This is a genomic window from Mycobacterium sp. MAC_080597_8934, assembly GCF_000523975.1.
GTDB classification, from domain to species: Bacteria; Actinomycetota; Actinomycetes; order Mycobacteriales; family Mycobacteriaceae; genus Mycobacterium; species Mycobacterium avium.
Genome location: NZ_JAOS01000019.1, coordinates 494,937 through 520,467 on the forward strand (window position 1 = coordinate 494,937; position 25,531 = coordinate 520,467).

At 71.3% G+C, this 25,531-nt stretch carries 27 protein-coding genes and 3 pseudogenes; 6 read left to right on the forward strand and 24 right to left on the reverse strand.

The window, feature by feature from the left end; genetic code table 11:
- Positions 1-85: 85 nt before the first annotated feature.
- Positions 86-499, reverse strand: coding sequence for a ChaB family protein (locus NF20_RS11345; RefSeq protein ID WP_033711954.1), 414 nt, complete (start codon positions 497-499; stop codon positions 86-88).
- Between the two features lie 118 nt (positions 500-617).
- Here NF20_RS11345 and NF20_RS11350 point away from each other — a divergent pair, with 118 nt between their 5' ends.
- Positions 618-1,040, forward strand: coding sequence for a MarR family winged helix-turn-helix transcriptional regulator (locus NF20_RS11350; protein WP_003875096.1), 423 nt, complete (start codon positions 618-620; stop codon positions 1,038-1,040).
- Here NF20_RS11350 and NF20_RS11355 read toward each other — a convergent pair whose 3' ends face one another.
- The 3 genes from NF20_RS11355 to rpsB all read right to left on the reverse strand — a co-directional run bounded on the left by NF20_RS11355 (position 1,041) and on the right by rpsB (position 4,193).
- The gene (locus NF20_RS11355; protein WP_033711956.1) at positions 1,041-2,459 is read right to left on the reverse strand and encodes an amidase; all 1,419 of its coding nucleotides are present in this window, start codon (positions 2,457-2,459) and stop codon (positions 1,041-1,043) included.
- 62 nt (positions 2,460-2,521) lie between these two features.
- Entirely contained in the window at positions 2,522-3,349 is an 828-nt protein-coding gene (tsf, locus tag NF20_RS11360) for a translation elongation factor Ts (RefSeq protein WP_033711957.1), read from the reverse strand.
- Between the two features lie 13 nt (positions 3,350-3,362).
- Positions 3,363-4,193, reverse strand: a complete 831-nt coding sequence (gene rpsB, locus NF20_RS11365; protein ID WP_003875093.1) for a 30S ribosomal protein S2 — start codon at positions 4,191-4,193, stop codon at positions 3,363-3,365.
- A 304-nt stretch (positions 4,194-4,497) separates the two neighbouring features.
- Here rpsB and NF20_RS11370 point away from each other — a divergent pair.
- Positions 4,498-4,962: pseudogene (locus tag NF20_RS11370) on the forward strand (M23 family metallopeptidase); the annotation flags it as partial.
- 109 nt (positions 4,963-5,071) lie between these two features.
- Here NF20_RS11370 and NF20_RS11375 read toward each other — a convergent pair.
- Genes NF20_RS11375 through dprA form a run of 4 tightly spaced genes read right to left on the reverse strand, consistent with a single transcriptional unit; the run spans position 5,072 to position 9,258 of the window.
- Positions 5,072-5,977: a tyrosine recombinase XerC gene (locus tag NF20_RS11375; RefSeq protein WP_003875091.1), complete on the reverse strand. Its 906-nt coding sequence runs from the start codon at positions 5,975-5,977 to the stop codon at positions 5,072-5,074.
- A 33-nt stretch (positions 5,978-6,010) separates the two neighbouring features.
- Positions 6,011-7,171 (reverse strand): lactate 2-monooxygenase, encoded by a 1,161-nt coding sequence (locus NF20_RS11380; protein ID WP_033711963.1) that lies wholly within the window; start codon positions 7,169-7,171, stop codon positions 6,011-6,013.
- A 25-nt stretch (positions 7,172-7,196) separates the two neighbouring features.
- On the reverse strand, positions 7,197-8,048 hold the full coding sequence (locus tag NF20_RS11385) for a siderophore-interacting protein (protein ID WP_033711964.1): 852 nt from the start codon (positions 8,046-8,048) through the stop codon (positions 7,197-7,199).
- A 43-nt stretch (positions 8,049-8,091) separates the two neighbouring features.
- Complete coding sequence (dprA, locus tag NF20_RS11390; protein ID WP_011725653.1) at positions 8,092-9,258, reverse strand: DNA-processing protein DprA; 1,167 nt, start codon at positions 9,256-9,258, stop codon at positions 8,092-8,094.
- Between the two features lie 110 nt (positions 9,259-9,368).
- On the opposite strand from dprA, the gene NF20_RS11395 reads away from it, so the two are divergent.
- The gene (locus tag NF20_RS11395) at positions 9,369-9,644 is read left to right on the forward strand and encodes a DUF4190 domain-containing protein (protein WP_023865158.1); all 276 of its coding nucleotides are present in this window, start codon (positions 9,369-9,371) and stop codon (positions 9,642-9,644) included.
- Between the two features lie 26 nt (positions 9,645-9,670).
- Here the strand turns inward: NF20_RS11395 and NF20_RS11400 are convergent, their stop codons facing one another.
- The 4 genes from NF20_RS11400 to NF20_RS11415 all read right to left on the reverse strand — a co-directional run bounded on the left by NF20_RS11400 (position 9,671) and on the right by NF20_RS11415 (position 13,546).
- Positions 9,671-11,182: a YifB family Mg chelatase-like AAA ATPase gene (locus NF20_RS11400; RefSeq protein ID WP_011725654.1), complete on the reverse strand. Its 1,512-nt coding sequence runs from the start codon at positions 11,180-11,182 to the stop codon at positions 9,671-9,673.
- The gene (locus tag NF20_RS11405; RefSeq protein ID WP_033711971.1) at positions 11,182-11,559 is read right to left on the reverse strand and encodes a YraN family protein; all 378 of its coding nucleotides are present in this window, start codon (positions 11,557-11,559) and stop codon (positions 11,182-11,184) included. The genes NF20_RS11400 and NF20_RS11405 overlap by 1 nt, the downstream gene beginning before the upstream one ends.
- A 122-nt stretch (positions 11,560-11,681) precedes the next feature.
- On the reverse strand, positions 11,682-12,500 hold the full coding sequence (gene fdhD / locus NF20_RS11410) for a formate dehydrogenase accessory sulfurtransferase FdhD (RefSeq protein WP_033711965.1): 819 nt from the start codon (positions 12,498-12,500) through the stop codon (positions 11,682-11,684).
- Between the two features lie 56 nt (positions 12,501-12,556).
- Positions 12,557-13,546 carry an SDR family oxidoreductase gene (locus NF20_RS11415; RefSeq protein ID WP_003878714.1) on the reverse strand — a complete coding sequence of 330 codons (990 nt, stop codon included), beginning with the start codon at positions 13,544-13,546 and terminating at the stop codon, positions 12,557-12,559.
- 288 nt (positions 13,547-13,834) lie between these two features.
- Between NF20_RS11415 and NF20_RS11420 the strand changes: the two genes are divergently transcribed.
- The gene (locus NF20_RS11420; protein ID WP_003875078.1) at positions 13,835-14,605 is read left to right on the forward strand and encodes a GAF and ANTAR domain-containing protein; all 771 of its coding nucleotides are present in this window, start codon (positions 13,835-13,837) and stop codon (positions 14,603-14,605) included.
- 6 nt (positions 14,606-14,611) lie between these two features.
- Here the strand turns inward: NF20_RS11420 and NF20_RS11425 are convergent, their stop codons facing one another.
- The 4 genes and pseudogenes from NF20_RS11425 to rplS all read right to left on the reverse strand — a co-directional run bounded on the left by NF20_RS11425 (position 14,612) and on the right by rplS (position 17,000).
- Positions 14,612-14,917: a DUF2469 domain-containing protein gene (locus tag NF20_RS11425; protein ID WP_003875077.1), complete on the reverse strand. Its 306-nt coding sequence runs from the start codon at positions 14,915-14,917 to the stop codon at positions 14,612-14,614.
- 7 nt (positions 14,918-14,924) lie between these two features.
- Positions 14,925-15,699: pseudogene (locus NF20_RS11430) on the reverse strand (ribonuclease HII).
- A gap of 2 nt (positions 15,700-15,701) precedes the next feature.
- Complete coding sequence (gene lepB, locus NF20_RS11435) at positions 15,702-16,601, reverse strand: signal peptidase I (RefSeq protein WP_019733202.1); 900 nt, start codon at positions 16,599-16,601, stop codon at positions 15,702-15,704.
- Between the two features lie 57 nt (positions 16,602-16,658).
- Positions 16,659-17,000: a 50S ribosomal protein L19 gene (gene rplS / locus NF20_RS11440; RefSeq protein ID WP_003875074.1), complete on the reverse strand. Its 342-nt coding sequence runs from the start codon at positions 16,998-17,000 to the stop codon at positions 16,659-16,661.
- Positions 17,001-17,344: 344 nt separating this feature from the next.
- Here rplS and NF20_RS11445 point away from each other — a divergent pair, with 344 nt between their 5' ends.
- Positions 17,345-18,313, forward strand: a complete 969-nt coding sequence (locus NF20_RS11445) for a hypothetical protein (protein WP_023868365.1) — start codon at positions 17,345-17,347, stop codon at positions 18,311-18,313.
- Here NF20_RS11445 and trmD read toward each other — a convergent pair.
- The 5 genes from trmD to NF20_RS11470 form a co-directional block, all read right to left on the reverse strand.
- Entirely contained in the window at positions 18,310-19,029 is a 720-nt protein-coding gene (gene trmD, locus NF20_RS11450) for a tRNA (guanosine(37)-N1)-methyltransferase TrmD (RefSeq protein WP_019732765.1), read from the reverse strand. The genes NF20_RS11445 and trmD overlap by 4 nt on opposite strands.
- A gap of 6 nt (positions 19,030-19,035) precedes the next feature.
- A complete protein-coding gene (gene rimM / locus NF20_RS11455) occupies positions 19,036-19,563 on the reverse strand; it encodes a ribosome maturation factor RimM (protein ID WP_023896429.1) in 528 nt (175 codons plus the stop codon).
- Positions 19,564-19,572: 9 nt separating this feature from the next.
- Entirely contained in the window at positions 19,573-19,815 is a 243-nt protein-coding gene (locus NF20_RS11460) for an RNA-binding protein (RefSeq protein WP_003878715.1), read from the reverse strand.
- An 8-nt stretch (positions 19,816-19,823) separates the two neighbouring features.
- Complete coding sequence (rpsP, locus tag NF20_RS11465) at positions 19,824-20,336, reverse strand: 30S ribosomal protein S16 (RefSeq protein WP_023896426.1); 513 nt, start codon at positions 20,334-20,336, stop codon at positions 19,824-19,826.
- A gap of 132 nt (positions 20,337-20,468) precedes the next feature.
- Entirely contained in the window at positions 20,469-20,888 is a 420-nt protein-coding gene (locus NF20_RS11470; protein WP_003875068.1) for a nuclear transport factor 2 family protein, read from the reverse strand.
- Between the two features lie 59 nt (positions 20,889-20,947).
- Between NF20_RS11470 and NF20_RS11475 the strand changes: the two genes are divergently transcribed.
- On the forward strand, positions 20,948-21,817 hold the full coding sequence (locus tag NF20_RS11475; RefSeq protein ID WP_033711975.1) for a D-alanyl-D-alanine carboxypeptidase family protein: 870 nt from the start codon (positions 20,948-20,950) through the stop codon (positions 21,815-21,817).
- A 102-nt stretch (positions 21,818-21,919) separates the two neighbouring features.
- Here NF20_RS11475 and NF20_RS11480 read toward each other — a convergent pair whose 3' ends face one another.
- The 3 genes and pseudogenes from NF20_RS11480 to NF20_RS11490 form a co-directional block, all read right to left on the reverse strand.
- A complete protein-coding gene (locus NF20_RS11480; protein ID WP_009978170.1) occupies positions 21,920-22,513 on the reverse strand; it encodes a TetR/AcrR family transcriptional regulator in 594 nt (197 codons plus the stop codon).
- Position 22,514: 1 nt separating this feature from the next.
- Positions 22,515-24,358 (reverse strand): annotated as a pseudogene (locus tag NF20_RS11485) (N-acyl-D-amino-acid deacylase family protein).
- Between the two features lie 81 nt (positions 24,359-24,439).
- Entirely contained in the window at positions 24,440-25,531 is a 1,092-nt protein-coding gene (locus NF20_RS11490; protein WP_003875064.1) for a metal-dependent hydrolase family protein, read from the reverse strand.

Genomic DNA, 25,531 nt, shown 5'->3' on the forward strand with positions numbered 1-25,531 from the left:
AAGGCATTGGGCCGCTTGAAGTTGCCCACCGGCCGGGCGGCTAAACCGGTGAAAACACCGGAGCCGCCGCTGGTTTGGCGTGCGGTCAGCGGGCCCGCGCCCGGCGGTTGTGCTTCTTGATCGCGTCGACCAACTCGGACTTGGTCATCGTCGAGCGGCCCCGGACATCGAGTCGGCGGGCCACGTCCAGCAGGTGCTTCTTGCTCGCGTTGGCGTCGACGCCCTCGGCCGACGCACCGCACGCCCGCGGGCCACCGCTGCGGGCCCGCTGGTCGGAGGGACCCTTCTTCGCCTTGGGCTCCCAGTGGTCGCCGACCTTCTCGAAACTGTGTTTGACCGCCGAGTAGGCCACCCGGTGGGCGCGTTCCTCGCTGCCGTACTCCTGCGCGGCCGCGTCATGGGCTTTGGCGAACGTCCGCTGCGCCTTGGCGCTGGAACGTTGCAGGGTGCTGGGCAATTCGCCCTTCTTGGGCGCGCCGCCCTTGGTCGTCTTGGGCATCGGACCTCCTCGTGTGCCACCCGACTGGTTACCGCCGGACGGTTACCCCGTTGCGGGGCCGGCAATCACGCCGCCGAACACCCGCACCGGGGCACCGCGATATGTCAAGATCGTTGACATGACTGAGGCCGACGACGCGCCGCTGGGTTACCTGCTGTACCGGGTGGGGGCCGCGCTGCGCCCGGAGGTTTCCGGGGCGCTGGGCCCGCTGGGTTTGACCCTGCCCGAATTCGTTTGCCTGCGCATTCTTTCGATGTTCCCGGGCATGTCGAGTGCGGAGTTGTCCCGCCGCGCGGGCGTCACCCCGCAGGCGATGAACACGGTGCTGCGCCGGCTGCAGGAGGTCGGCGCGGTGGCGCGGCCGTCGTCGGTGTCGTCCGGGCGCTCGCTGCCGGCCCACCTGACCGGCGCGGGCCGCACCCTGCTCAAGCGGGCCGAAGCCGCCGTGCGCGGCGCCGATGCCCGAATCCTGGCCAAGCTCACCGAGACTCAGCAGCGCGAGTTCAAACGAATGCTGCAGAAACTGGGCTCCGACGGCTGATCAGGCGGCCTGGATGCGCGGCCACGGCCGTGCCTCTTCCAGCTCGTAGGCCAGCTGCAGCAGCAACGCCTCCTGGCCAATGTCGGCCGACAGCATCATGCCGACCGGCATGCCGTGCTCGGACTGCGCCAACGGCAGCGAGATGGCCGGCTCGCCGGTGACGTTGTGCAGCGGGGTGAACGACACCCAGTCGATCAACCGGCTGATCACCTGCTGATAGTCGGTCGGCGCCAGGAAACCGATGCGCGGCGTCTCGTCGGCGACGGTCGGGGTCAGCGCCGCGTCGTAGACGCCGAACAGGGGCGCGGTGCGCCGTCGCGCCCGGCGCAGCCGCGCGATCGCCAGCGGCAGGCGGTGCAGGTTGCGGCTGGTGTGCCGGTACAGGCCCCGGGTCAGGCTGTCCAGCTTGTCGCGGTCGAACGTCGGGCCGAACAGGTGTCGGCCGCTGCGCACCTGGGCCAGCGCCAAAAACCCCCAATACAGCACGAAATCGTCGACGAAGCTGGCCGCGACCGGGGGCTCGTCGAGGTGTTCGACCCGGTGGCCGAGCTCCTCGAGCAGGCCGGCCGTCTTGAGCGTCAGCTCCCGGATCCGCGGACTGCACTCGCGCTGGATCGACCGGGTCAGCACCGCGATCCGCAGCCGCTGGCGGCCCGGGCCGGTGACGTCGCCGATCGGCGCCAGCCTGGGGTTGCGCCAGATCCGCTCGGCCTCCCGGTAGAACGCCGCGGTGTCGCGCACCGAACGCGTCACCACCCCGTTGGCCACCACCCCGACCGGCATCCGGCGCAGCGTGGCATCCAGCGGCAGGCGCCCGCGCGACGGCTTGAGACCGACCAGCCCGTTGCAGGCCGCCGGGATGCGGATGGAACCGCCGCCGTCGTTGGCGTGCGCGATCGGCACCACGCCGGCGGCGACGAACGCGCCCGATCCCGACGACGACGCCCCGGCGGTGTAGTCGGTGTCCCACGGGTTGCGGACCGGGCCCAGCCGGGGATGCTCGGCCGCCGCGCTGAAACCGAACTCCGACAGCTGCGTCTTGCCCACCGAGATCAGCCCGGTGGCCAGGTACAGCCGGGTGAACACGCTGTCTGCGACGGCGTTGTACGACGTCCACGCGTCGGTGCCGTGCATGGTGGGCTGGCCGGCGACGTCGATGTTGTCCTTGATGAACGTCGGGACGCCGTCGAAAAACGCGGAGAAACCGGCGGGCGGGTCGGGCCGCTCGGCGGCCGACCGCGCCTGCTGAAAAGCCGCGTACGCCAAGCCATTCAGCATCGGGTCGACGGCCTCGGTGCGCGCGATCGCGGCCTCGACCACCTCCGCCCGGCTCACCCGACCGGCTCGGAGGGCGCCGGCCAGCCCGACCGCGTCGAGGTCGCCGAGGGCGTCGTCGCCGAACGCGTGCACGTGTCGCATGCACCGACGCTAACCCGCGCGGGCACGCCGTCGGGAGGTTTTGTGCCGCTGCGCGCGACCGGTCAGGCCTGGCCGACCTCGAAGCGCACGAACCGGGTGACCGTCACGCCGGCCTCGTCGAGCAGCGCCTTGACGGTCTTCTTGCTGTCGGACACCGACGGCTGCTCGAGCAGCACGGCGTCCTTGAAGAAGCCGTTCAACCGGCCCTCGACGATCTTGGGCAGCGCCTGCTCCGGCTTGCCCTCCGCCTTGGCCGTCTCCTCGGCGATGCGGCGCTCGCTGGCCACCACGTCCTCGGGCACGTCGTCGCGGGACAGGTAGCGGGCCTTGAGCGCGGCGATCTGCAGCGCGACCGCGTGGGCGGCCTCTTTGTCGCTGTCTTTGCCCGAGCCCTGGTACTCGACCAGCACGCCGACCGCGGGCGGCAGGTCGGCCGCCCGCCGGTGCAGGTAGGCCTCGACGGTGCCGTCGAAGTGCGCGACGCGGCGCAGCTCCAGCTTCTCGCCGATCTTGGCCGACAGCTCGGCGATCGCCTGCTCGACGGTCGTGTCACCGATTTTCGCGGCTTTCAGCGCGTCGACGTCGGTGGCCTTCGAGGACGCGGCCGCCGCCACGATCTGGTCGGCAAGCGCCTGGAATTCGGCGTTCTTGGCGACGAAGTCGGTCTCGCTGTTCAGCTCGATCAGCGCGCCGCCCTGGGCGGCCACCAGGCCCTCGGCCGTCGCCCGCTCGGCGCGCTTGCCGACGTCCTTGGCGCCCTTGATCCGCAGCGCCTCGACCGCCTTGTCGAAGTCGCCGTCGGATTCGGCCAGGGCGTTCTTGCAGTCGAGCATGCCGGCACCGGTGAGTTCCCGAAGCCGCTTGACGTCGGCAGCGGTGAAGTTGGCCAATGGTCAGCCTTCCTTAGGAGGGGTCGGTGGTGGGTTCGGGTGCGCCCGCTTCGGTGGGGGCGGCTGTCGCAGTGGCCGAGGCGAGCAGCTCCTGCTCCCACTCGGCGAGCGGCTCGGCGGCCTCGACCTCCGGCTTGCCGTCACCGCGGCCCACGCCGGCGCGGGCCTGCAGGCCCTCGGCGACCGCGGAGGCGATCACCTTGGTCAGCAGCGCGGCGCTGCGGATGGCGTCGTCGTTGCCCGGGATCGGGTAGTCGACCTCGTCGGGGTCGCAGTTGGTGTCCAGGATCGCGATGACCGGAATGCCCAGCTTGCGGGCCTCGCCGACGGCGATGTGCTCCTTGTTGGTGTCGACGACCCAGATCGCCGACGGCACCTTGCTCATGTCGCGGATACCGCCGAGGCTGCGCTCCAGCTTGTTCTTCTCGCGGGTCAGCCCGAGGATCTCCTTCTTGGTGCGGCCCTCGAAGCCGCCGGTCTGCTCCATGGCCTCGAGTTCCTTGAGGCGTTGCAGCCGCTTGTGCACGGTGGAGAAGTTGGTCAGCATGCCGCCGAGCCAGCGCTGGTTGACGTACGGCATGCCGACCCGGGTCGCTTCTGCCGCAATGGATTCCTGCGCCTGCTTCTTGGTGCCGACGAACAGCACGGTGCCGCCGTGGGCGACGGTTTCCTTGACGAACTCGTACGCCTTGTCGATGAACGTCAGCGTCTGCTGCAGGTCGATGATGTAGATGCCGTTGCGGTCGGTGAAGATGAACCGCTTCATCTTGGGGTTCCAGCGACGGGTCTGGTGCCCGAAGTGGGTGCCGCTGTCGAGCAGCTGCTTCATGGTGACTACGGCCATGGAGGTGCCTCACTTGTGTCGGTTGTCGCCCGGCATCGGGTGAAGCCGGGCCCTGGCGCCTGCGGCGATGCCGAACCCAGCCCGGAAACCCGGGTGGGACCGGTCGGCATGCGGTGCGATCTCCTCGTGGAAACTCCGAGACGCGATGCAGACGCGCGAAGTCAGCCCGCGGACGAGCTGCGACCAGCAGTTTACACCCACTCAGCAGGTGCTTTTTCCACAGCCGCCGCGGCCGTGACTGGCGGCGCCGCCGCCGCGGCGCTGAACTCGGTGCGTGCGGTGGGCGGCGCTGATGCTGGTCGTGGGCCTGGTCGGCGCGGTCCCGGCGGCGGCCGGCGATCTTCGCCTGGAGTGGCCGCTGCGCCCGCCGCCGGTGGTGGTGCGGGCGTTCGACGCCCCGGCCCAGGACTGGCATCCCGGCCACCGCGGCGTCGATCTGGCCGGCACCGCCGGTCAGCCGGTGTACGCGGCGGGCGCGGGGACCGTGGTGTTCGCCGGGCTGCTCGCCGGGCGGCCGGTGGTGTCGGTGGCACATCCCGGCGGGCTGCGCACCAGCTACGAGCCGGTCCGGGCGGTGGTGCGGGCCGGGCAGCCGGTGACGGCGCAGACGGTGCTGGGCGAGCTGCGGCCCGGGCACCCCGGCTGCCGGGCCTCTCACGCTGGAGGGGCCTGCCTGCACTGGGGCGCGCTGTGGGGTCCGGCGTCGGGCGCACGCTACGTCGATCCGCTGGGCCTGGTCGCGCCCACCCCGATCCGGCTCAAGCCGCTGGGCGGTTGAGCGCGCTCGAGTGTTGCACCTCGGCCTTCGGTGGTGCATCGCGGCGCGGATCGTCGGCGTGTCGCCGCCCAGGATTCACACTCGACGCGCGCGTCGCCGGTCAGGCCCGCGGATGGGCCTGGTCGTGCACGGCGCGCAGCCGCGAGACCGCGACATGGGTGTAGAGCTGGGTGGTGGCCAGGCTGGAATGACCCAGCAGTTCCTGGACCACCCGCAGGTCGGCGCCGCCTTCCAGGAGGTGGGTGGCCGCGCTGTGGCGCAGCCCGTGCGGTCCCATGTCCGGCGCACCGCTGACCGCCGCGATCGTCTGGTGCACCACGGTGCGGGCCTGGCGGACGTCGAGCCGGCGGCCGCGGGCGCCCAGCAGCAGCGCCGGGCCGGACTCCGCGTTCGCCAGGGCGGGCCGCCCGTCGGCCAGCCACGCGTGCAGCGCCTCGCCGGCCGGCGCCCCGAACGGGACGCTGCGCTGCTTGTTGCCCTTGCCCAGGACGCGGACCAGCCGGCGCCCGGTGTCCACGTCGTCGATGTCCAGGCCGCACAGTTCGCTGACCCGGATCCCGGTGGCATACAGCATCTCGACGATCAGCCGGTCCCGCAGCGCGATCGGATCTCCTTGTGCCGCACCGGTTTTAGCGGCGGCCATGGCGCCCAGCGCCTGGTCCTGGCGCAGCACCGCGGGCAGGGTGCGGTGCGTCTTGGGCACCTGCAGCCGAGCCGCCGGGTCCGCGGTCAGCAGGCCGCGCCGCACGGCCCAGGCGGTGAACGCCTTGACCGCCGAGGTGCGGCGGGCCAGCGTGGTGCGGGCGACGCCGCCGGCGGCGGCCGCGGACAGCCAGGAGCGCAGCAGGGGCAGGCTCAGCCCGTCCAGGCCCGTGCCGCGCTCACCGGCGAAGGCCAGCAGCGAGCGCAGGTCGCCGAGGTAGGCGCGGCGGGTGTGCGCCGAACGCCCGCACTGCAGCGCCAGGTACTCGTCGAACTCCTCGAGGATCGGTTCGCTGTCCGGCACTCCCCCACGCTGGCAGAAACCGGGCGGCCGGACTCAGACGACGCGCCGAAGCGTGTCCGGGGTGAGATCTTTGCGCGTCGGATATCCGTCGACAGCCATGATGAGGTCGGCCTCGGCCAGGATCGAGCGCAGCACGTGCACGATGCCGTCGACGCCGCCGAGCGCCAGGCCGTACGCGTACGGGCGGCCGATGCCGACCGCGGTGGCGCCCAGCGCGAGCGCCTTGACGACGTCGGCGCCGCTGCGGATCCCGGAGTCGAACAGCACCGGCAGGCCGTCGGCCGCCTCGACCACACCGGGCAGGCAGTCCAGCGCGGGCAGACCGCCGTTGGCCTGGCGTCCGCCGTGGGTGGAGCAGTAGATGCCGTCGACGCCGCCGTCGCGGGCGCGGCGGGCGTCGTCGGGGTGGCAGATGCCCTTGATGATCAGCGGCAGATCGGTCAGCGACCGCAGCCAGGGCAGGTCGTCCCAGGTCAGCGGGTTTCCGAAGGTCGATATCCACTGCAGCACGGTGCCCTGCGGGTCCTCCTCGGGCGGGCGCGCCAGGGCGGCGCGGAACACCGGATCGCTGGTGTAGTTGCTCAGGCACATCCCCCGCAGCTGGGGAAAGTTGGCGGTGGACAGGTCGCGCGGTCGCCAGCCGGGGATCCAGGTGTCCAGGGTGACGATGATGCCCTTGAAGCCGGCGGCCTCGGCCCGGTGCACGAGGCTGGCGGCCAGCTCCCGGTCCTTCGGGGTGTAGAGCTGAAAGAAGCCGGGGGTGTCGCCGAACTGCGCGGCGACGTCTTCCATCGGGTCGGCGGTCAGGGTGGAAACGACCATGGGGACGCCGGTGGCCGCGGCCGCCCGCGCGGTGGCGAGGTCGCCGTGGCCGTCCTGGGCGCAGATGCCGATGACGCCGATCGGCGCCATGAACACCGGCGACGGCAGGGTCAGGCCGAACATCTGCACCGACAGGTCGCGTTCGGCGGCGCCGACGAACATGCGCGGGATCAGGCCCCAGCGGTCGAACGCCTCCCGGTTGGCCCGCTGGGTGCGTTCGTCGCCGGCGCCGCCGGTGACGTAGGACCACACCGACGGCGACATGGCCCGCTCGGCGCGGGCCTCCAACTCAGCGAAGGCCATCGGCAGCGACGGCGCCACCCCGCCCAGGCCGCGGAAGTAGATCTCGTTCTGGTAGTCGCCGAACGCCATGAGATAGAGGATGCCAGTCGGGCCGTCAGGCTTGCGCCGACTCCGCCTGGGCCAGTTCCTTCTTCCACTGCCGGAACGTCTCTTCGGTGCGGCCGCGGCGCCAGTAGCCCGAGATCGACGCCGCCCATTTCGCGTCGACGCCGCGCTCCTTGCGGATGTAGGGCCGCAGGTTGTGCATGACGGCTTGGGCCTCGCCGTGGATGAAGACGTGCACCTGCCCGGGCAGCCAGGGGGCGCTGGTGACGGCCTCGATCAGCGGCGCGTGATCGCCGGCGCGGTCCTCGGGAACCAGGTCGGCACGGCCGCCGCGGTACACCCAGTGCACCTCGACACCGTCGGGCGCGGTCAGCGGGATCTCGTCCTCGTGGCCGGCGACCTCGATGAAGGCCTTCCCGACCGCGCTGGGCGGCAACGCCTCCAGGGCCGCGGCGATGGCCGGCAGCGCCGATTCGTCGCCGGCCAGCAGATGCCAGTCGGCGGCCGGGTCGGGGGTGTAGGCGCCGCCGGGACCCATCAGGTGGATCGGCTGGCCGGGCTGGGCCGTGGCCGCCCATTGCCCGGCGATCCCATGTTCGCCGTGCACGACGACGTCCAGGGCGATCTGGCGGGACGCGGCGTCGACGTGGCGGACCGTCAGGGTGCGCACCGAAGGCTTCTTCTCGGCCGGTAGCTCGGCGAAGCTGTCCAGGGTCAACGGCTGGGGCAGCCCGGCCACGTCCACGTCGTCGGCGACGAAGGCCAGCTTGACGTAAGAGTCGGTGAACTTGCTCGGCACGAAGGCGTCGAAATCCTTGCCCCTCAGCACGACCCGCACCATATGCGGGGTGAGTTGTTCGGTCCTGACAACCTCGAAGCTTTGCAGTGGTCGGCCCGCCACGTGTCCTCCTGTCCAAACCTCGACCCGCCGTCGACTATACGAGTCACGCCGGTGGCGGGGCCGGGCCCGCGGCGGTCCGCACGATCCTCCAGCGCCCGTCCTGGCGGCGCACCAGCCCGGCCAGCTCGAGCATCGCCAGCGGCCCCAGCGCCTGCTCGGGCAGCAACCCGCAGCCGGCCGCGAGCTGCTCGACGGTGGCCGCGCCGCGGCCCGGCAACGCCTCGTACACCCGGCGTTCGGCCTCGCCCAGGCCGTCCAGCGGCGTGACCGGGTGCGGCTCCTCGGCGGCCAATTCGCCGATGTGGCCGATGAGCTCGACGACGTGCTCGGCGCGGGTGATCAGCTCGGCGCCGTTGCGGAGCAGCGCGTGGCAGCCCGCCGAGGCCGACGACGTCACCGGCCCCGGCACCGCCGCCACCACCCGGCCCAGCGCGCGCGCCCAGGCCGCGGTGTTGGCCGCGCCGCTGCGCAGCCCGGCCTCCACCACGACGGTGGCCCCCGCCATCGCGGCCACCAGTCGATTGCGGGTCAGGAAGCGGTAGCGGGCCGGGCGGACACCGGGCGCATATTCGGTGAACAGCAGGCCGTGCTGCCCGATCCGGTGCAGCAGCGCGGAGTGACCGCTCGGGTAGGCGACGTCGAGCCCGCCGGCCAGCACCGCCACGGTGACGCCGTCGCAGTCCAGCGCGGCGCGGTGCGCCGCGCCGTCGATGCCGTAGGCGCCGCCGGAGACGACCGCGACGTCGCGCTGCACCAACCCGGCCACCAGGTCGCCGGCGACCTGCTCGCCGTAGGCGGTCGCGGCGCGGGTGCCGACCACGGCGGCCGCCCGGTGGGCGACCTCGTCGAGCCGGGCGGGGCCCTGCGCCCACAGCACCAGCGGCGCCAGCATCGGCGCGGTGCCGGGCGGGCGGGGTGTCGCCGCGCCGAACGCGGCGAAGGCCAGCACCGGCCACTCGTCGTCGTCGGGGGTGACCAACCGCCCGCCGCGCCGGGCGATTAGCTCGAGATCGGCCGCCGCGCGGTCGATCTCGCGCCGGGCTTCGGTGTGTTTGGCCAGCGCGTCGTCGACCGCTGCGCGCCGGACCCGCTCGGCCGCCTCCACCGGCCCGACCCGGCGCACCAGGGCGCCCAGCCCGGGGCAGGGCGGTTCGGCGACCCGGGACAGGTAGGCCCAGGCGCGCAACGCCCGGGGGTCGGCGGCCGTCATCGCCGTGCTCCCGGTTCCAAGAATCCGCCAAGAATCCGTCCAGCCTCGCCCGCGACTGTGGTGTGGTCCGCCGACGGCCGCCCGCCGGCCCGCACCGAACGGAGCGAACGATGATCCTCGACCTGCCGCTGGGCTACGCCGCGTCGCAACGTCCCAAAAACCCGTGGGCGATCGCGGCGTTCGCGCTGAGCCTGGTCGCCTGGCTCGGTTTTCCCATCCCGGTGATCGCCATCGTGCTGGCCTGCATCGCGCTGCGCGAGATCCAAACGCGCGGCGAAAGCGGCCGCGCCATGGCGCAATTCGCCCGGGCGTTCGCGATCCTGGTGACCGTCGCGATCGCGCTGCGCGGCGGGCACACCGACTGGCTGACCCTGCTGCGCTGGTGACCCGGCCCGTCGGCGCGCCGCCGCGTTCATCGCTGCGCCCCCGCCTGGCGAAAGCTCAGCGCGGTGGCGACCTCCTCGGGTCCCGGCGACGTGCGCCCGGCCAGGTCGGCCACGCTCCAGGCGACCCGCAGGGTGCGGTCCAGGCCCCGGATGCTGAGCAGTCCGCGGTCCAGCGCCTTCTGCAGCGGATCCATCGCCGCGCTGCCCAGCCGGAACTTGCGGCGCAGCAGCGGCCCGCTCACCTCGGCGTTGGTGCGAAACCCGTACGGCAGCCAGCGCTGCGCCGCGGCTTGCCGCGCCTGCGCGACCCGCCGGCGGACCTGCGCGGTGGATTCGCCGTCGCCGCCGCCGAACGCGCCGGCCCGCACCGGATGCATCTGCACCCGCAGGTCCACCCGGTCCAGCAGCGGCCCGGACAGCTTGCCCAGGTAGCGCCGCTTGGCGACCGCCGCGCAGACGCAGTCCTGCGGATCGGCCGGCGCGCACGGGCACAGGTTGGCGGCCAGCACCAGCTGGAAGCGGGCCGGGTAGCAGGCCACGCCGTCGCGGCGGGCCAGCCGAATCTCGCCGTCCTCCAACGGTGTTCGCAGCGCCTCCAGCGCGCTGAGCCGGATCTCGGCGCACTCGTCGAGGAACAGCACCCCGCGATGGGCCCGGCTGACCGCGCCCGGGCGGGCCATCCCGGAGCCGCCGCCGACCAGCGCCGCGACGCTGGAGCTGTGATGCGGCGCCACGAACGGCGGCCGGGTGATCAACGGCGTGTCCCCCGACAGCAGCCCGGCCACCGAGTGAATCGCGGTGACTTCCAGCGACTCGCTCTCCGTCAGCGGCGGCAGCAGCCCCGGAAGGCGTTGCGCGAGCATCGTTTTGCCCACCCCCGGCGGGCCGGTGAGCATCAGGTGGTGGGCCCCGGCCGCGGCCAACTCCACCGCGAACCGGGCCTGCGTCTGCCCGACCACGTCGACCAGATCCGCCGTCGGCTCCGGGGCGGTGGTGTCCGGCTCGATCCGGCCGTCCAGGGCGCCGGTGCCGCTCAGCCAGTCCTGCAGCTGGCCCAGCGTGCGCACGCCCCACACGTCGATGCCGTCGACCAGGCTGGCCTCGGCCAGGTTGTCGGCCGGGACCACCACGGCCGGCCAGCCGTCGCGCTTGGCGGCCAGCACCGCGGGCAGCACCCCGCGCACCGGCCGGACCCGCCCGTCCAGCGACAGCTCGCCCAGCAGCACCGTCTTGTCCAGCCGGTGCCACGGGTTCTTCCGCTGCGCCGACAGCACCGCCGACGCCAGAGCGATGTCGTAGACGCTGCCCATTTTCGGCAGCGTCGCCGGCGACAGCGCCAGCGTCAGCCGCGCCTGCGGCCAGTTGTTGGTGCAGTTGCTGACCGCCGCCCGGACCCGGTCGCGCGACTCCTGCAGCGCGGCGTCCGGCAACCCCACCAGATGCACGCCGGGCAGACCGGACGTGATGTCGGCCTCGATCTCCACGATCTGTCCGTCCACGCCGCGCACCGCGACGGAGAACGCGCGTCCCAGCGCCATCAGCCGATCCCCTGCAGATGCGTGATCTCCGGGGTGCGGCGGCGCCCCACCCGCACGCCGATCACGTCGATGCGGATGGCCGCCCAGCGCCGGTCCTGGCCGGCCAGCCACAGCCCGGCCAGCCGGCGCAGCCGGCGGACCTTGCGCGGCGTGACGGCCTGCGGCAGCCCGCCGTAGCCGTCGCCGGTGCGGGTCTTGACCTCGACGAACACCACCGTGGACGTGGCGTCGTCGCAGGCGATGATGTCGAGTTCTCCGTAGCGGCAGCGCCAGTTGCGGTGCAGCACCCGCAGCCCCATCCGGGTCAGGTGGTCCACGGCGAGCGCCTCACCCATCGTGCCCAGCTGGATCCGGGTCATCGTCGTTTCGGTCGTCATGGCGGCCACCCTGCCCGGCGCCGCCGACGGGCGAGGCCGGGCCGCCGGGCGCGGCCGCCCGCACCGGCCGGTTATCCCCAGTGCGGCGCGCATCCACAGCCACGCCGGGCCACCGGTGCGGTTCAGCCGATCCGGTCGGCCCGGGTGTAGATGTTCATCGAGTCCTCCCGCAGAAAGGCCACCAACGTGACTCCGGACTCCTCGGCCAGCGACACCGCCAGTGACGACGGCGCGGACACCGCCGCCAGCACCGGGATACCGGCCATCACCGCCTTCTGGGCCAGCTCGAACGACGCCCGCCCGCTGACCAGCAACACCGTGGCGCGCAGTGGCAGCCGCTGCTGCTCCAGCGCCCAGCCGATCACCTTGTCGACCGCGTTGTGCCGGCCGACATCCTCGCGCACCACCAGCATGGTGCCGTCGGCGCGGAACAGCGCGGCCGCATGCAGACCCCCGGTGCTGTCGAAAACCTTTTGCGCCGAACGCAATTGGTGTGGCATCGCCTGCAGGGTGGCGGCCGCGACGGTGGCGGGGTCGGTGCCCGGCGAAAACCGGCTGACCGATCGCACCGCCTCGAGCGACGCCTTGCCGCACACCCCGCACGAGGAGGTGGTGTAGAAGTTGCGGGTGACGTCGAGCTCGGGGCGGCCGAGGCCGGCCGTCAGCGCGACGTCCAGCACGTTGTAGCTGTTCGCGCCGTCCTCGCCGCGCCCGGCGCAGTAGCGGATGCTGTGCACGTCCTCGCGGGCCCCGATGATGCCCTCGGTCAGCAGAAAGCCTTGGGCCAGTTCGAAATCCGAGCCCGGCGTGCGCATCGTCACGGTGACCGCGGCGCCGCCCACCCGGATCTCCAACGGCTCCTCGACGACCAGGGTCTCCGGTCGGGTGATCGCCTGCCCGGCGGTCAGATGCGTGACCCGCCGGCGCGACGTTACCTGCACCGCCTCAAACTACCGCGACCGGTGGGTCAGCGAGCCGCGGCAGACCCACGAGCCGATCACACCGCCGACGCCAGCGCCGCCAGCGCCTGCGCCGAGGTGTGCACAGGCCGCCAGCCCAGTTGGGTTTTGGCCTTGGTGGTGTCCATCACCATCGACGTGCGCGCGGTGTGCAGCCATTCCAGCATCGAGGGCACCAGCGGCGCCTTGGATATCGCCGCCGAGGCCGCCGTCGCCGCCACGGCCGGCACCCGCACCGGCCGCCCGCCCAGCGCCTTGGCCACGTCGGCCACCGTCACCACCCCGTCGCCGGCGATGTTGTACGCCCCCGGGGGCGCCGGCGCGGTGGCGGCCAGCGCGATGGCCGACGCCACGTCGTCGTGGTGGACCAACTGCAGCGGATAACCGGGGTCCGGCACCACCGGCTTGAGCACCGGGATCGCCTGCACCGCTTTGACGATGGCGCGCAGCGGGCCGGGCAGCTGGTTCCACGGCATCGCGTCGGCCAGCGCGGTCGCGCCCGGCCCGGCCACGATGCAGGGCCGCAGCACGAACACCTCCAGCGGCGAATCCTTGGTGATCTCGGCGAGCATCGCCTCGGACGCGGCCTTCTGCGCCGAGTAGTAATGCTCGGCGGACCCGCGCGCCGGCACGTCCTCGGTCAGCGGGACGGGGTTGTCGGAGTGGTAGCCGTAGGCCGCCACCGACGACGTGTACACCAGGCGCCGCGGCCGCCCGGCCGCCACCGTCGCCTCGAAGACGTTGCGGGTGCCCTGCAGGTTGACGCGGGCGCTCTCGTCGCGCGAACCCATGATGATGAAGGCCAGGTGGATCACCACGTCGGCCTGCGCGACCACCGCGTCGACGGCCTCCCGGTCCAGGATGTCGCCCTGCTGGTAGGTGGTCTTCTGCCAGCCGCGCGAGGACGGGGAGAACGGCCGGCGAGCCATCCCGATGATCGCGTCCACGCCCGGTTCGCGCTCCAGTGCCGTCACCGCGGAGCGGCCGATCTCCCCCGTCGGTCCGGTCACCGCGACGGTCACACCCACTCGGTCACCCCCATTCAGACGTCCTTCCCCCCGGCGGCCGGCCGAAACCGTGCGAGGCCGACGTCGCGCACGCCCGCTCGGCGCGTGGTAGAACCATCATTCCAACCCGCGCGCGATCGCGCCTGCCGCCCACGGGCGGGCATCGCACCCCGTCGACGACCGGCGGTGACGGCGGATGCCGTCGGCAACCCGGCCAAACGGCATGTAAGGCTGGTGTCGGCGAGGAGATAATTTACGGCGTTGGGGAGCGGGTCATCCCGCCGGCACCGCAGGAAACGAGGCAGCAGCATGGCGGAACAATCGGAAGCCGGCGCGGTGGCGTCCGCGGCGGGCGGGGAGAAAGCCGATCCCGCGACGGTTTTCGCGGCGCTGGCCGAGATCATCTACCAGGGCTCGGACGCCAACGAGATGTATGCCGCCATCTGCATCGCCGCCACCCTGACGGTGCGCGGCTGCGATCACGCCAGCCTGTTGGTGCGCGAGAACGACCGCTACGTCACCGTCGGCGCCAGCGACCAGCTGGCCCGGCACATCGACGAGCTGGAACGCCGGGCCGGCGACGGCCCCTGCATCGACGCGATCGAGGAGGAGACGCCGCAGATCGACCCCGACCTGACCACGCCGTCGCTGTGGCCCAAGCTGGCCTCCGTGCTGGTCGCCGAGACCCCGGTGCGCGGTGCGATGGGCTTTCGGCTGCTGGTCGACAAGCGCAAGGGCGCGGCGCTCAACCTGTTCAGCGACACCCCCAACATGTTCGACGCCGAGTCGGCCGGCCGGGCGGCGGTGCTGGCCGCCTTCGCCAGCGTCGCCATCAACGCCGTCGCCAAGGGCGAGGACGCCGCGAGCCTGCGCCGCGGGCTGCTGTCCAACCGCGAGATCGGCAAGGCGGTCGGCATGTTGATGCTGTTGCACGAGATGACCGAGGACGAGGCGTTCGACCTGCTGCGCCGCCACTCCCAGGCGCTCAACATCAAGCTGGCCGAGGTCGCGCGCGCCGTGATCGACAACCGCGGTCAGCTGCCACCCGAGATCGAGAACCAGCTGCCGCCCAACACCTAGGCCGGGCTATTCGGGCAGCCGCAGCTCGGGCTTTTCGACCTCTTCGATGTTGACGTCCTTGAAGGTGACCACCCGCACCTGCTTGACGAACCGCGCCGGCCGGTACATGTCCCACACCCAGGCGTCGGAGAGCCGCAGCTCGAAGTAGACCTCGCCGTCGGCGTTGCGCGGCGTCATCTCCACGCTGTTGGCCAGGTAGAAGCGCCGTTCGGTTTCCACGACGTAGCTGAACTGTCCGACGATGTCCTTGTATTCGCGGTACAGCGAGAGCTCCATCTCGGTTTCATACTTTTCGAGATCTTCTGCGCTCATCTGCCACTCATCTGCTCAGACGTCCTTCTTCGGAGACACTGCCCTCGCCATCCCATCTTTCCTCACCGGCCCTCGTCGCGCTGCAGCGGTAGGTCCGGTTTGCAGTCGGCCACCACCCGGCCGCCCGAGCCGTTGGCCACCCGCCGCACGTTGATGAACGAATGACGATGCTGCGGGCACGGGCCCAGCCGGGCCAGCGCCGCGCTGTGCGCCGGCGTGCTGTAGCCCTTGTGGTCGGCGAAGCCGTAGCCGGGGTGCTCGGCGTCCATCGCCACCATCAACCGGTCCCGGCTGACCTTGGCCAGCACGCTGGCGGCCGCGATGCACGCCGCGACGGCGTCGCCCCCGATCACGGGCAGCGACGGCACCGCCAACCCGGGCACCCGGAAGCCGTCGCTGAGCACGTAGCCGGGCCGCAGCGACAGCCCGGCCACGGCACGGCGCATCCCCTCGATGTTGGCGACGTGCACGCCGCGGCGGTCCACCTCCGCCGGCGGAATGAAAACCACGTGGTAGGCCAGCGCGTAGCGGCGGATCACCGGGAACAGCCGCTCCCGCACGCTCTCCGTCAGCTTTTTCGAATCATCAAGGGCGGCAAGGCTTTCCAGCTTTCCGGGACCGAGCACGCAGGCCGCTACCACCAGCGGTCCGGCGCAGGCGCCGCGGCCCACCTCGTCCACGCCGGCCACCGGCCCCAGACCGCTGCGGTACAGCGCCGACTCCAGGGTGCGCAGACCCGACGATTTACGAATCACCGTCCGGGGCGGCCACGTCGTGGCCATGGTTACTGCCCCTGTTGCGGGTTCACCGATCCCACCCCGCCCCAGCGGGACGGCGGCCACACGATGAACCTGGCCTTGCCGATCACGTTGGACACCGGCACGGTTCCCGAGGCCGGATCCCCGGTGCACAACACGCCCTTGAGCGCCTCGGCCGGCACGCTGGTGCAGTGCGCGCGTGAATCCGCGGAGTGGGTCCGGTTGTCGCCCATCACCCACAGCCGCCCGGCCGGCACGGTGACCGGGCCGAACTCACTGCCCAGGCACGGGTACACCGACGGGTCGGCGGCCATGGTGTTGCGATCCAGGTAGGGCTCGCGCAGCGGCTTGCCGTTGACCGTCAGCCCGGTCTCGGCCCGGCACTGCACGGTCTGTCCCCCGACCGCGATCACCCTTTTGACCAGGTCGTTCTCGTCCGGTGGGACGAAGCCGACGAAGGACAGCGCGTTCTGCGCCCAGCGCAGCGCGGTGTTGTTGGACCGGATCGACTTGTAGCCGAGGTTCCACGACGGCGGGCCCTTGAAGACGATGACGTCGCCGGGGCGCGGGGCGCCGAAGCGGTAGCTGACCTTGTCGACCATGATCCGGTCGCCCACACAGCCGGTGCAGCCGTGCAGCGTGGGCTCCATGGACTCCGACGGAATCAGGTACGGCCGCGCCACGAAGGTCAGCATGACGTAGTAGAGCAGCACGGCGATCACCGCCAGGATGGCGAATTCGCGCAGCGTCGAACGCTTGGAGCCCTCGCTGGGAGCGGCTGCGTCGGGCTTGGTCCCCGGTTCGGGAACCGGTGCGGGCGCGCCGGCGTCGTCGTCGGGGCGGGTATCCGGGTTGCGGGTGGAGACCTTCGGATCTGCGTCGCCAGCGTGGGACTGGGGGTTAGAGGAATCCGCGGTGTCGGTCACGAGATCAGCGTAGCCAGCGCACGTTACGGCCCGGCAAGCGGCGAGCGGTCGGGCCGCTCAGCGCTTCTCCTTGATCTTGGCCTTCTTGCCGCGCAGTTCACGCAGGTAGTACAGCTTGGCGCGGCGCACGTCTCCGCGGGTCACCACCTGGATGTGGTCGATGTTGGGTGAGTGCACCGGGAAGGTCCGCTCGACGCCGACGCCGTAGCTTTCCTTGCGCACGGTGAAGGTCTCGCGCACGCCGCCGCCCTGGCGGCGGATCACCACGCCCTTGAACACCTGGATCCGCTCCTTGGCGCCCTCGATGACCTTGACGTGCACGTTGACGGTGTCGCCCGGGCCGAAAACCGGGATGTCGTCGCGCAGCGACGCCTGATCGACGAAGTCCAGCCGGTTCATGTGAGAGACACTTCCTTGAGGTCGCGGCCGGCGGCAGCCACCCACACGCGGGTGTGAGGCGGTCGCCCGGCCGATGGTTTCGGGCTTTCTGGCGCATCTCGCAGCAGGCGGGAAGTGGCCCAGCCGGCCTGCAACCGCTGGAGACAACTGGTCAATTGTGCCAGACGGGGTCCCTGGCGCGGAAATCACAGCGCGTCGGCGGTTCACAACGAGCCGAACGCGCTGGTGAATGGTACATATGACTGGGGTCAGAACGCGCTACCCGCACCACGGCGTGATGGCCGGTGCGAGTGCCGCGAGCGGGCCGCCGTAGGCACTGTGTCGAGTCGCGCGCAAGGAGACGAATGCGGGTACGGCCGCTGACGCTGTTCACCGCCACCGCGGCGGTGACGTTGCTGATCGCTGCCGGTTCCGAGGCGCTGGTCCAGGCCAAGGTGTACCACCTGCCCGTCGCCGCGCCGGTGCGGGTGCTCACCCAGCCGCCGCCCCCGCAGTCGGCCGCCCTGATGCTCGAGGCCGCCACTCCGCCGCAGCCGCCGCAGGCGCTGCCGAACGCCGGGTTCGCCCAGCTGCCGACCCGCATCCAGCAGGCCGCCGACCAGGCCGCGGCCAGCGGCGCCGCGCTGTCGGTGGCCATCCTCGACCGCGGCACCCACCAGCTGGTGTCCAACGGCAACGGCCAGATCGTGGGCACCGCGTCGGTGGCCAAACTCTTCATCGCCGACGATCTGCTGCTGCACCAGGCCGAGGGCAAGGCCGCGCTGAGCGCCGACGACCGCCAGGCGCTGGACATCATGCTGCAGTCCTCCGACGACGGCGCCGCCGAGCGGTTCTGGGGCCAGGGCGGGGGCGCGGCCATCATCTCCGAGGTGGCGAGCCGCTACGGCCTGACGTCCACCACCCCGCCCGGCGACGGCCGCTGGTGGAACACCATGAGCTCGGTGACCGACCTGATCCGCTACTACGACATGCTGCTGGACGGGTCGGGCGGCCTGCCGGCCGACCAGGCCAGGATCATCGTCAGCGACCTGGCCCAGTCGACCCCCAACGGCGTGGACGGTTATCCGCAGCGATTCGGCATCCCCGACGGCCTGTACGCCGAGCCCGTCGCGGTCAAGCAGGGCTGGATGTGCTGCATCGGCGCCGACTGGATGCACCTGTCCACCGGCGTGATCGGCGCCGACCGCCGCTACATCATGGTGGTCCAGTCGCTGCAGCCCGCCGACGACGCGACCGCCCGGGAGACCATCACCCGGGCGGTCAAAACGATCTTTCCCGACGGCCGCATCGAGGCCCCGCCGCACGGGCTCTAAAGGCCCGGATCGTCTTGCGGCCCAACCGGATCGGCTAGCAGCTCCGGTCGGCGCTCGCGGGTGCGCTGCAGCGAGACCTCCCGGCGCCACGCCGCGATCCGGGCATGGTCACCGGAGAGCAACACCTCCGGCACGTCCAGCCCGCGCCAGCTCGGCGGCCGGGTGTAGCTGGGCCCCTCCAGCCGCCGGTCCAGTGCCGGCGAGTGCGAATCATCGTGGCGCGACGCGGGATTGCCGAGCACCCCGTCGAGCAGCCGCAACACGGCCTCGATCATCACCACCGCCGCCGACTCCCCGCCCGGCAAGACGTAGTCGCCGATGGAGACCTCTTCGACCCGCATCCGCCGGGCGGCGTCCTCGACCACCCGCTGGTCGATGCCCTCGTAGCGGCCGCATGCGAACACCAGATGCCGCTCGGCGCTCCAGCGGGCGGCGGTGGCCTGGTCGAACAGCACGCCGGCCGGCGTGGGAACCACCAAAAGTGTTTCCGCGGAGGCGATTTCGTCGAGCGCCTCACCCCACACCGGCGCCTTCATCACCATGCCGGGGCCGCCGCCATAGGGGGCGTCGTCGACCGAGCGGTGCACGTCGTGCGTCCAGCGCCGCAGGTCGTGCACCCGCAGATCGACCAGGCCGGACTGAATCGCCTTGCCCGGCAACGACTGCCGCAGCGGGTCCAGGTAGGCCGGAAAGATGGTGACGACGTCGATTCTCATGCCGGCCTACAGGTCCAGCAGGCCGTCGGGCGGATCGATCTCGATGAGCCCGTCGTCCAGCGACACCGCGGTGACGATCGCACTGACGAACGGCACCAACACTTCTCGCGGCGCACCGTCCGCGTCGTCACGCACCGCCAGCAGCTCGCCGGCGGCGGTGTGCAGCACCTCGGCGACCGCACCGACCCGCCGGCCGCCGGTGGTGCGCACCTGCAGGCCCTCGAGTTGATGGTCGTAGTAGGTGTCGGGCTCGTCGATCTCGGGCAACTCGGCGGAGTCGACGACGAACAGGGTGCCGCGCAGCGCGTCGGCGGCGTCCCGGTCGGTGACGCCGGCCAGCCGCACCAGCAGCCGCCCGCCGTGCTCACGCGCGCTCTCGATGACGCAGCTGCGTTCCGGGCCGCCACGGGAAGGCTTGGCGCGCAACGTGTTACCCGGTGCGAATCGGGCGGCGGGATCGTCGGTGCGGATCTCGACGACGATCTCACCGCTGATGCCGTGCGCTTTGACCACGCGCCCGACGGTCAACTCCAAGGGAGTTCCCTACTGGTCGGTGTCCACCACGTCGACGCGGATCCCGCGTCCGCCGATGCCGGCGACCAGCGTGCGCAACGCCGTCGCGGTGCGACCGCCGCGGCCGATCACCTTGCCCAGGTCGTCGGGGTGGACGTGGACTTCCACGGTCCGCCCGCGGCGGCTGGTCACCATGTCCACCCGGACGTCGTCGGGGTTGTCGACAATCCCGCGAACCAGATGCTCAACAGCGTCAACGACAACCGTGCTCATGACCGCGGTCAGCTCTCGGTGCTCGACTCGGCCTGCTCGCCACCCTCGGCCGGCGCGGCGGCCTCAGGCTCGGTTGCTTCCGGCGCGGCGGCTTCCGGCTCGGCGGCTTTCGCGGCCTTCTTGACCCCCGACGTCGCGGCCTTCTTCTTCGGCTTGGCGGCCTCGGTGGTCGGTCCGCCCTCGGCCTCGGCCAGCGCGGCGTTGAACAGCTCCAGCTTGCTGGGCTTGGGCGGGGCGACCTTCAAGCGGCCCTCGGCGCCCGGCAGACCCTTGAACTTCTGCCAGTCGCCGGTGATCTTCAGCAGCTTGAGGACGGGCTCGGTGGGCTGAGCACCCACAGACAACCAGTACTGCGCGCGCTCGGAGTTGATCTCGATCAGGCTCGGGTCTTCCTTGGGGTGGTAGCGGCCGATGATCTCGATGGAGCGGCCGTCGCGCCGGGTGCGGGCGTCGGCGACGGCGATGCGGTACTGGGGATTGCGGATTTTGCCAAGCCGGGTGAGCTTGATCTTCACAGCCATGGTTAAGCGAATTCTCCTGTGTGGATCACGCTGCAATTCAGCAATCGGGGCGGGCTGCCCGGATCCGGTTTTGCCTCGCGTGCAGCCGCCTATTGTGCCAGAACGGCCGCGGCGATCAGAAATCGCGCGCGGTCACATCACCTTCTGGAACACCTTCGTCTCCACCCGCCTGGTCATCCGCCAGCCCCCGGGCGTGCGCACGAACTCGTCGTCATACCAGAGCCCGCAGAACAGCACCTGATCGGTGTCGCCGCCCAACACCATCGGGTTGAAGCAGATCACCCGCGACGAAGCGGTGTCCCCGTCGATGCGCACCGAGAAGTTGCCCAGCATGTGCGCGTATACCGGGAAGTTGGGCAGCACCTCGGCCAGCCACTTCTTCACCTCCGGGTACCGGCCCTCGATGCCGCCCAGCGCCGTGTAGTCGATGTAGGCGTCCGGCGTGAAGACGTCGTCCAGGTCGTCGAATCGCCGGTTGTCGATCGCGGTCGAGTAGTCCACCAGCAGCTGCTGGATCTCCAGGCGGTCGGAGATCTCCTCCAGGCTCAACATGCATCGGACAGTAGACGAAAATCCCCTCCGAAATGGACCGGAAGTTAGACTTTGCGGCCATGCGCAAGCTCTGGACCGCGGCCGCGGCGCTGCTGCTCGTCGGCGCCTGCGGTGCCCCCACCGCCGCGGCGGACAGCACCCAGCCGGCCGGCTCGATCCCGATTCCCGACGGCCCGGCGCAGACCTGGATCATCGCCGACCTGGACAGCGGTCAGGTGCTGGCCGGCCGCGACCCCAACGTCGCGCATCCGCCGGCCAGCACCATCAAGACGCTGCTGGCCCAGGTGGTGCTGGACGAGGTGAGCCTGGACGCCACCGTGGTGGCCGACGCCGCCGACACCCAGGTCGAATGCAACTGCGTCGGCATCAAGCCGGGCCGCAGCTACACCGCGCGCCAGCTGCTCGACGCCCTGCTGCTGGTGTCGGGCAACGACGCCGCCAACACGCTGGCGCACATGCTGGGCGGGCCGGAGGCGACGGTGGCCAAGATGAACGCCAAGGCGGCCGCGCTCGGCGCCACCAGCACGCACGCGTCGACGCCGTCCGGCCTGGACGGGCCCAACGGGTCGGGGTCGTCGACGGCGCACGACCTGGCCGTCATCTTCCGCGCGGCAATGGCCAACCCGGTGTTCGCGCAGATCACCGCCGAGCCCTCGGCGATGTTCCCCGGCGACAACGGTCTGCAGCCGATCACCAACCAGGACGAGCTGCTGCAGCGCTACCCCGGCGCGATCGGCGGCAAGACCGGGTTCACCAACGCGGCCCGCAAGACCTTCGTCGGCGCCGCCGCGCGCGGGGGCCGGCGGCTGGTGATCGCCATGATGTACGGGCTGATCAAGGAGGGCGGGCCGTCGTACTGGGATCAGGCGGCGACGTTGTTCGACTGGGGCTTCGCCCAGAGCCCACAGGCCAGCATCGGCTCGCTGTAACACCGACGCTCGCCACCCCGCGCCACGCCGCCCCGCCGCGAGCAGACACAAAAGCGCCCGATTCCCCGGCGTGTCGCGTGCTTTTGCGTCTGCTCGCCAGACTCACTGCGGCAGCGCGGCGTTCAGCAGCGCGGTCAACACCGGGATCCGCTGCGCCGCGATTTCCGGTTGCGGCAGCACACCTTCCACCACCGCGGCGCCGTCGAACACGTTGCGCATCAGCGCCACCAGCACCGGGAAGGTGTCGGCCGGGAAACCCTCGACGCCGGGCAGCGCGCGAGACACCTCGTCGATCTTCGCGGCGTACTGCGCGAGCTCGTGTTGCAAAGTCTCCCTGAGCTTTTCGTCGGTGCGCGCCGCAACCGTCAGTTCGTAGATCACGGCGTTGACCGGGCCGCTGGTGAGGTCGCGCAGGATGCCCAGCACCGCTTCCAGCACCGGCTGGTCGGCGGGTATCTCGGCGACCCGCTTGGTGAAGGACTCCAGTTGACGGCGCAACACCTCCGAGGCGGTGGCCGCCATGAAGTCGCCCATGGTGTCGAAGTGCCGGAACAGCGCACCCACCGACACCCCGGCCCGCTTGGTGATCACCGCCGCCGAGGCGCGGGCGTAGCCGACCTCGATGATGGTGGCGATGGACGCGTCCAGCAGCCGCGCGACGGTTTCCTCGCGACGCTGTTGCTGGGTTCTGGCCATCTCAGGCGGTCACCCTCGGGGCGCCGACCCTGGCCCGGACCCGCTGGCCGGCCCGCAGGTAGCGGCCCGATTTCACGGTGTGCCCGTAGCCGTCCCGGAATTCGCCCTTGCGGTGGCTGCCGCCGAAGACGACGACGCCGCCCACTCCGGTGGCGACGACGGCGTCGTCGTTGCGGTTGACCATGCGGCGCAGGCCGCCGTAGAACGGCACCGCTTCCTCGTGGTAGGCGTCCACCGACTCGTCGAGGCCGGCCGGGTCGATCACCACGAAGTCGGCCCGGTCGCCCGGGCGCAGGGTGCCGGCGTCGATGCCGAACCAGTCCGCCAGTTCGCCGGTGAGGCGGTGCACGGCCCGCTCGATCGACAGGAAGGGCGCGCCGGCGGCCTGCGCGTCGCGGGTGCGCTTGAGCATGCGCAGCGCGAAGTTGTAGAAGGCCATGTTGCGCAGGTGCGCGCCGGCGTCGGAGAAGCCCATGTGGATGCTGGGGTCGGCGGCGAGTTTGTCCAGCTGCTTGGGCCGGTGGTTGGCCACGGTGGTGGTCCACCGGACGTGGCGCTCACCGTTTTCCACCAGCACGTCGAGGAACGCGTCCAGCGGGTGCAGGCCACGCTCGTCGGCGATCGCGCCAAAGCTCTTTCCTATCAACGACTTATCCGGACATTCGACGATGACCGCATCGTAAAAATCGCGGTGCCACAGCGACGGGCCGAGCTTGACCCGGTCGAATTCGCGGCGGAACCGCCGACGGTAATCGGTGTCAGCCAGAAGTTCGTTGCGCTGCAACTGATCCCGCAGATGCAGCGCGGCGGTCCCCGCGCCGAATTCCTCGAAGACCGGCAGATCGATTCCGTCGGAATACAATTCGAACGGCACGGGCAGGTGCTGGAAGCGCACGCTGGAGCGCAGCAGTTTGTTGAGGATGCGGGTGCCCAGCCCGAAGGTGTGCACGGCCAGCGGCATGGACTTGGCGTCGGCCGACACCAGCATGCTCATCCGGACTCCCCTGCCGCGACCGAAGATCCGGCTGCTGGTCAGAAAGAACATCAGCGCCAGCGCGGGGTTGTCCAGATCCGGTGCGCTCTGCAGGATCCGGCCGCGGCGGCGCAGCACCTCGATCAGCTTGCGCCGTTCCCGCCAGGTGGCGAAGGTGGACGGCAGCGCGCGGGACCGGAAGCGTTCCCCGTCGAGCTTGTCGATGGCCGCATCCATCCCGGACATGCCGAGCAGCCCGGCGTCCAGCGCCTCGTCCAGCAGCGCCGCCATTTTCTCCAGTTCGGCATCGGTGGGCCTGACGGTGGCGTCGGTGGCGCGATCGAGCCCCAGCACCGCGGCGCGCAGATCCGAATGACCAAGCAGCGAGCCGACATTGGGCCCCAGCGGTAATGCGTCGACGGCCTTGACGTAGTCGGCGGCCGTCGACCAGGTCCGGTTGGAACTCAGTGCGCCGTAAACGTATTCGCGCGGCACCGCCTCCACCCGGCTGAACAGGTCGGCGGCGTCCTGCGAATCGGCGTAGACGGTGGACAGCGAGCAGTTGCCCAGCAGCACCGTGGTGACGCCGTGCCGCACCGACTCGCGCAGGCCGGGATCGAGCAGCACCTCGGCGTCGTAGTGGGTGTGCACGTCGATAAATCCGGGCAGCACCCACTTCCCGGCGGCGTCGATCACCTCGGGGCAGCCGGCCTCGTCCAGCGACTCGGCCACGTCCACCAGCACGCCGTCCCGGATGCCGAGCGTGCGGGTCAGCGCCGCGCCGCCGGTGCCGTCGAACCACAATCCGTCGCGAATGATCACGTCGTAGGGCATGGCGTCCTCCAAGTCGCGGGCTGCCGGAACGCTAACATAGATAGCAAGCACTCGCAATCTTTTGCGCCGAGATCCGCCCGCCGCCGACCGGTCTGCCCCGGCGGGTGCGACGCGCCGGGTTAGGCAGGTGAACGAAAGATGTTGCCGCGCAACATGATCAGATCGGGATTTCGAAGTACGGCCGGCCCGGAGCGCGGATCCTCGGCGAAGCACAACAGGTCGGCCGACGCGCCGTGCTCGAGTCCGGGCCGGCCCAGCCAGCGCCGCGCGTCCCAGCACGCCGCCCCCAGCGCCTGCGTCGCCGTCATCCCGATGCCCTTGAGCGCTTCCACCTCGTCGGCGATGCGCCCGGGGGCGACCATGGTGCCGGCGTCGCTGCCGGCGTAGATCGGCACGCCCGCCTCGCGGGCCGCGGCGATCCGGGACGGGCCGCGCGCGTACAGGTCGCGCATGTGGGCGGCATACGTCGGGTACTTGGCGGCGGCCTGGGCGATGCCGGGGAAATTCTCGACGACGTTGACCAGGGTGGGCACCAGCGCGGTGCCGCGGGACACCATCAGCTCGATGGTGTCGTCGGTCAGCCCGGTGCCGTGCTCGATGCAGTCGATGCCGGCGTTGATCAGCCCGGGCAGCGCGTCCTCGCTGAAGACGTGCGCGGTGACCCGGGCGCCGTGCGCGTGGGCGGTGTCGATGGCGGCCTTGAGCACCTCATCGGACCACAACGGCGCCAGGTCGCCGACGCTGCGGTCGATCCAGTCGCCGACCAGCTTGATCCAGCCGTCGCCCCGTTTGGCCTCCTGCGCGACCGCGTCGGGCAGCTGCCACTCGTCGTCCAGCTCGCGGGAGAAGCCCGCCGCGTACCGCTTGGGCCGGGCCAGGTGTTTGCCGGCCCGGATGATGCGGGGCAGGTCGTCGCGATCGTCGAGGCTGCGGGTGTCGGTGGGCGAGCCGCAGTCGCGCAACAGCAGCGCGCCGACGTCGCGTTCGATCTCGGCCTGGGCGATCGCCTCGTCGAGCGGGATCTCACCGTGCTCACCGAGCCCGACGTGACAGTGGGCGTCGACCAGCCCGGGCACGATCCAGCCGCCTCCGGAAGCCCCGAAGACGGTGTCGGCGCCGGCCACCGGTTCGGTGCTGATCCGCCCGTCGACGACCCAGAGTTCGATCGGGCCCTCGTCGGGCAGACTCCGACCGCGTAGGTGCCAGCGCAC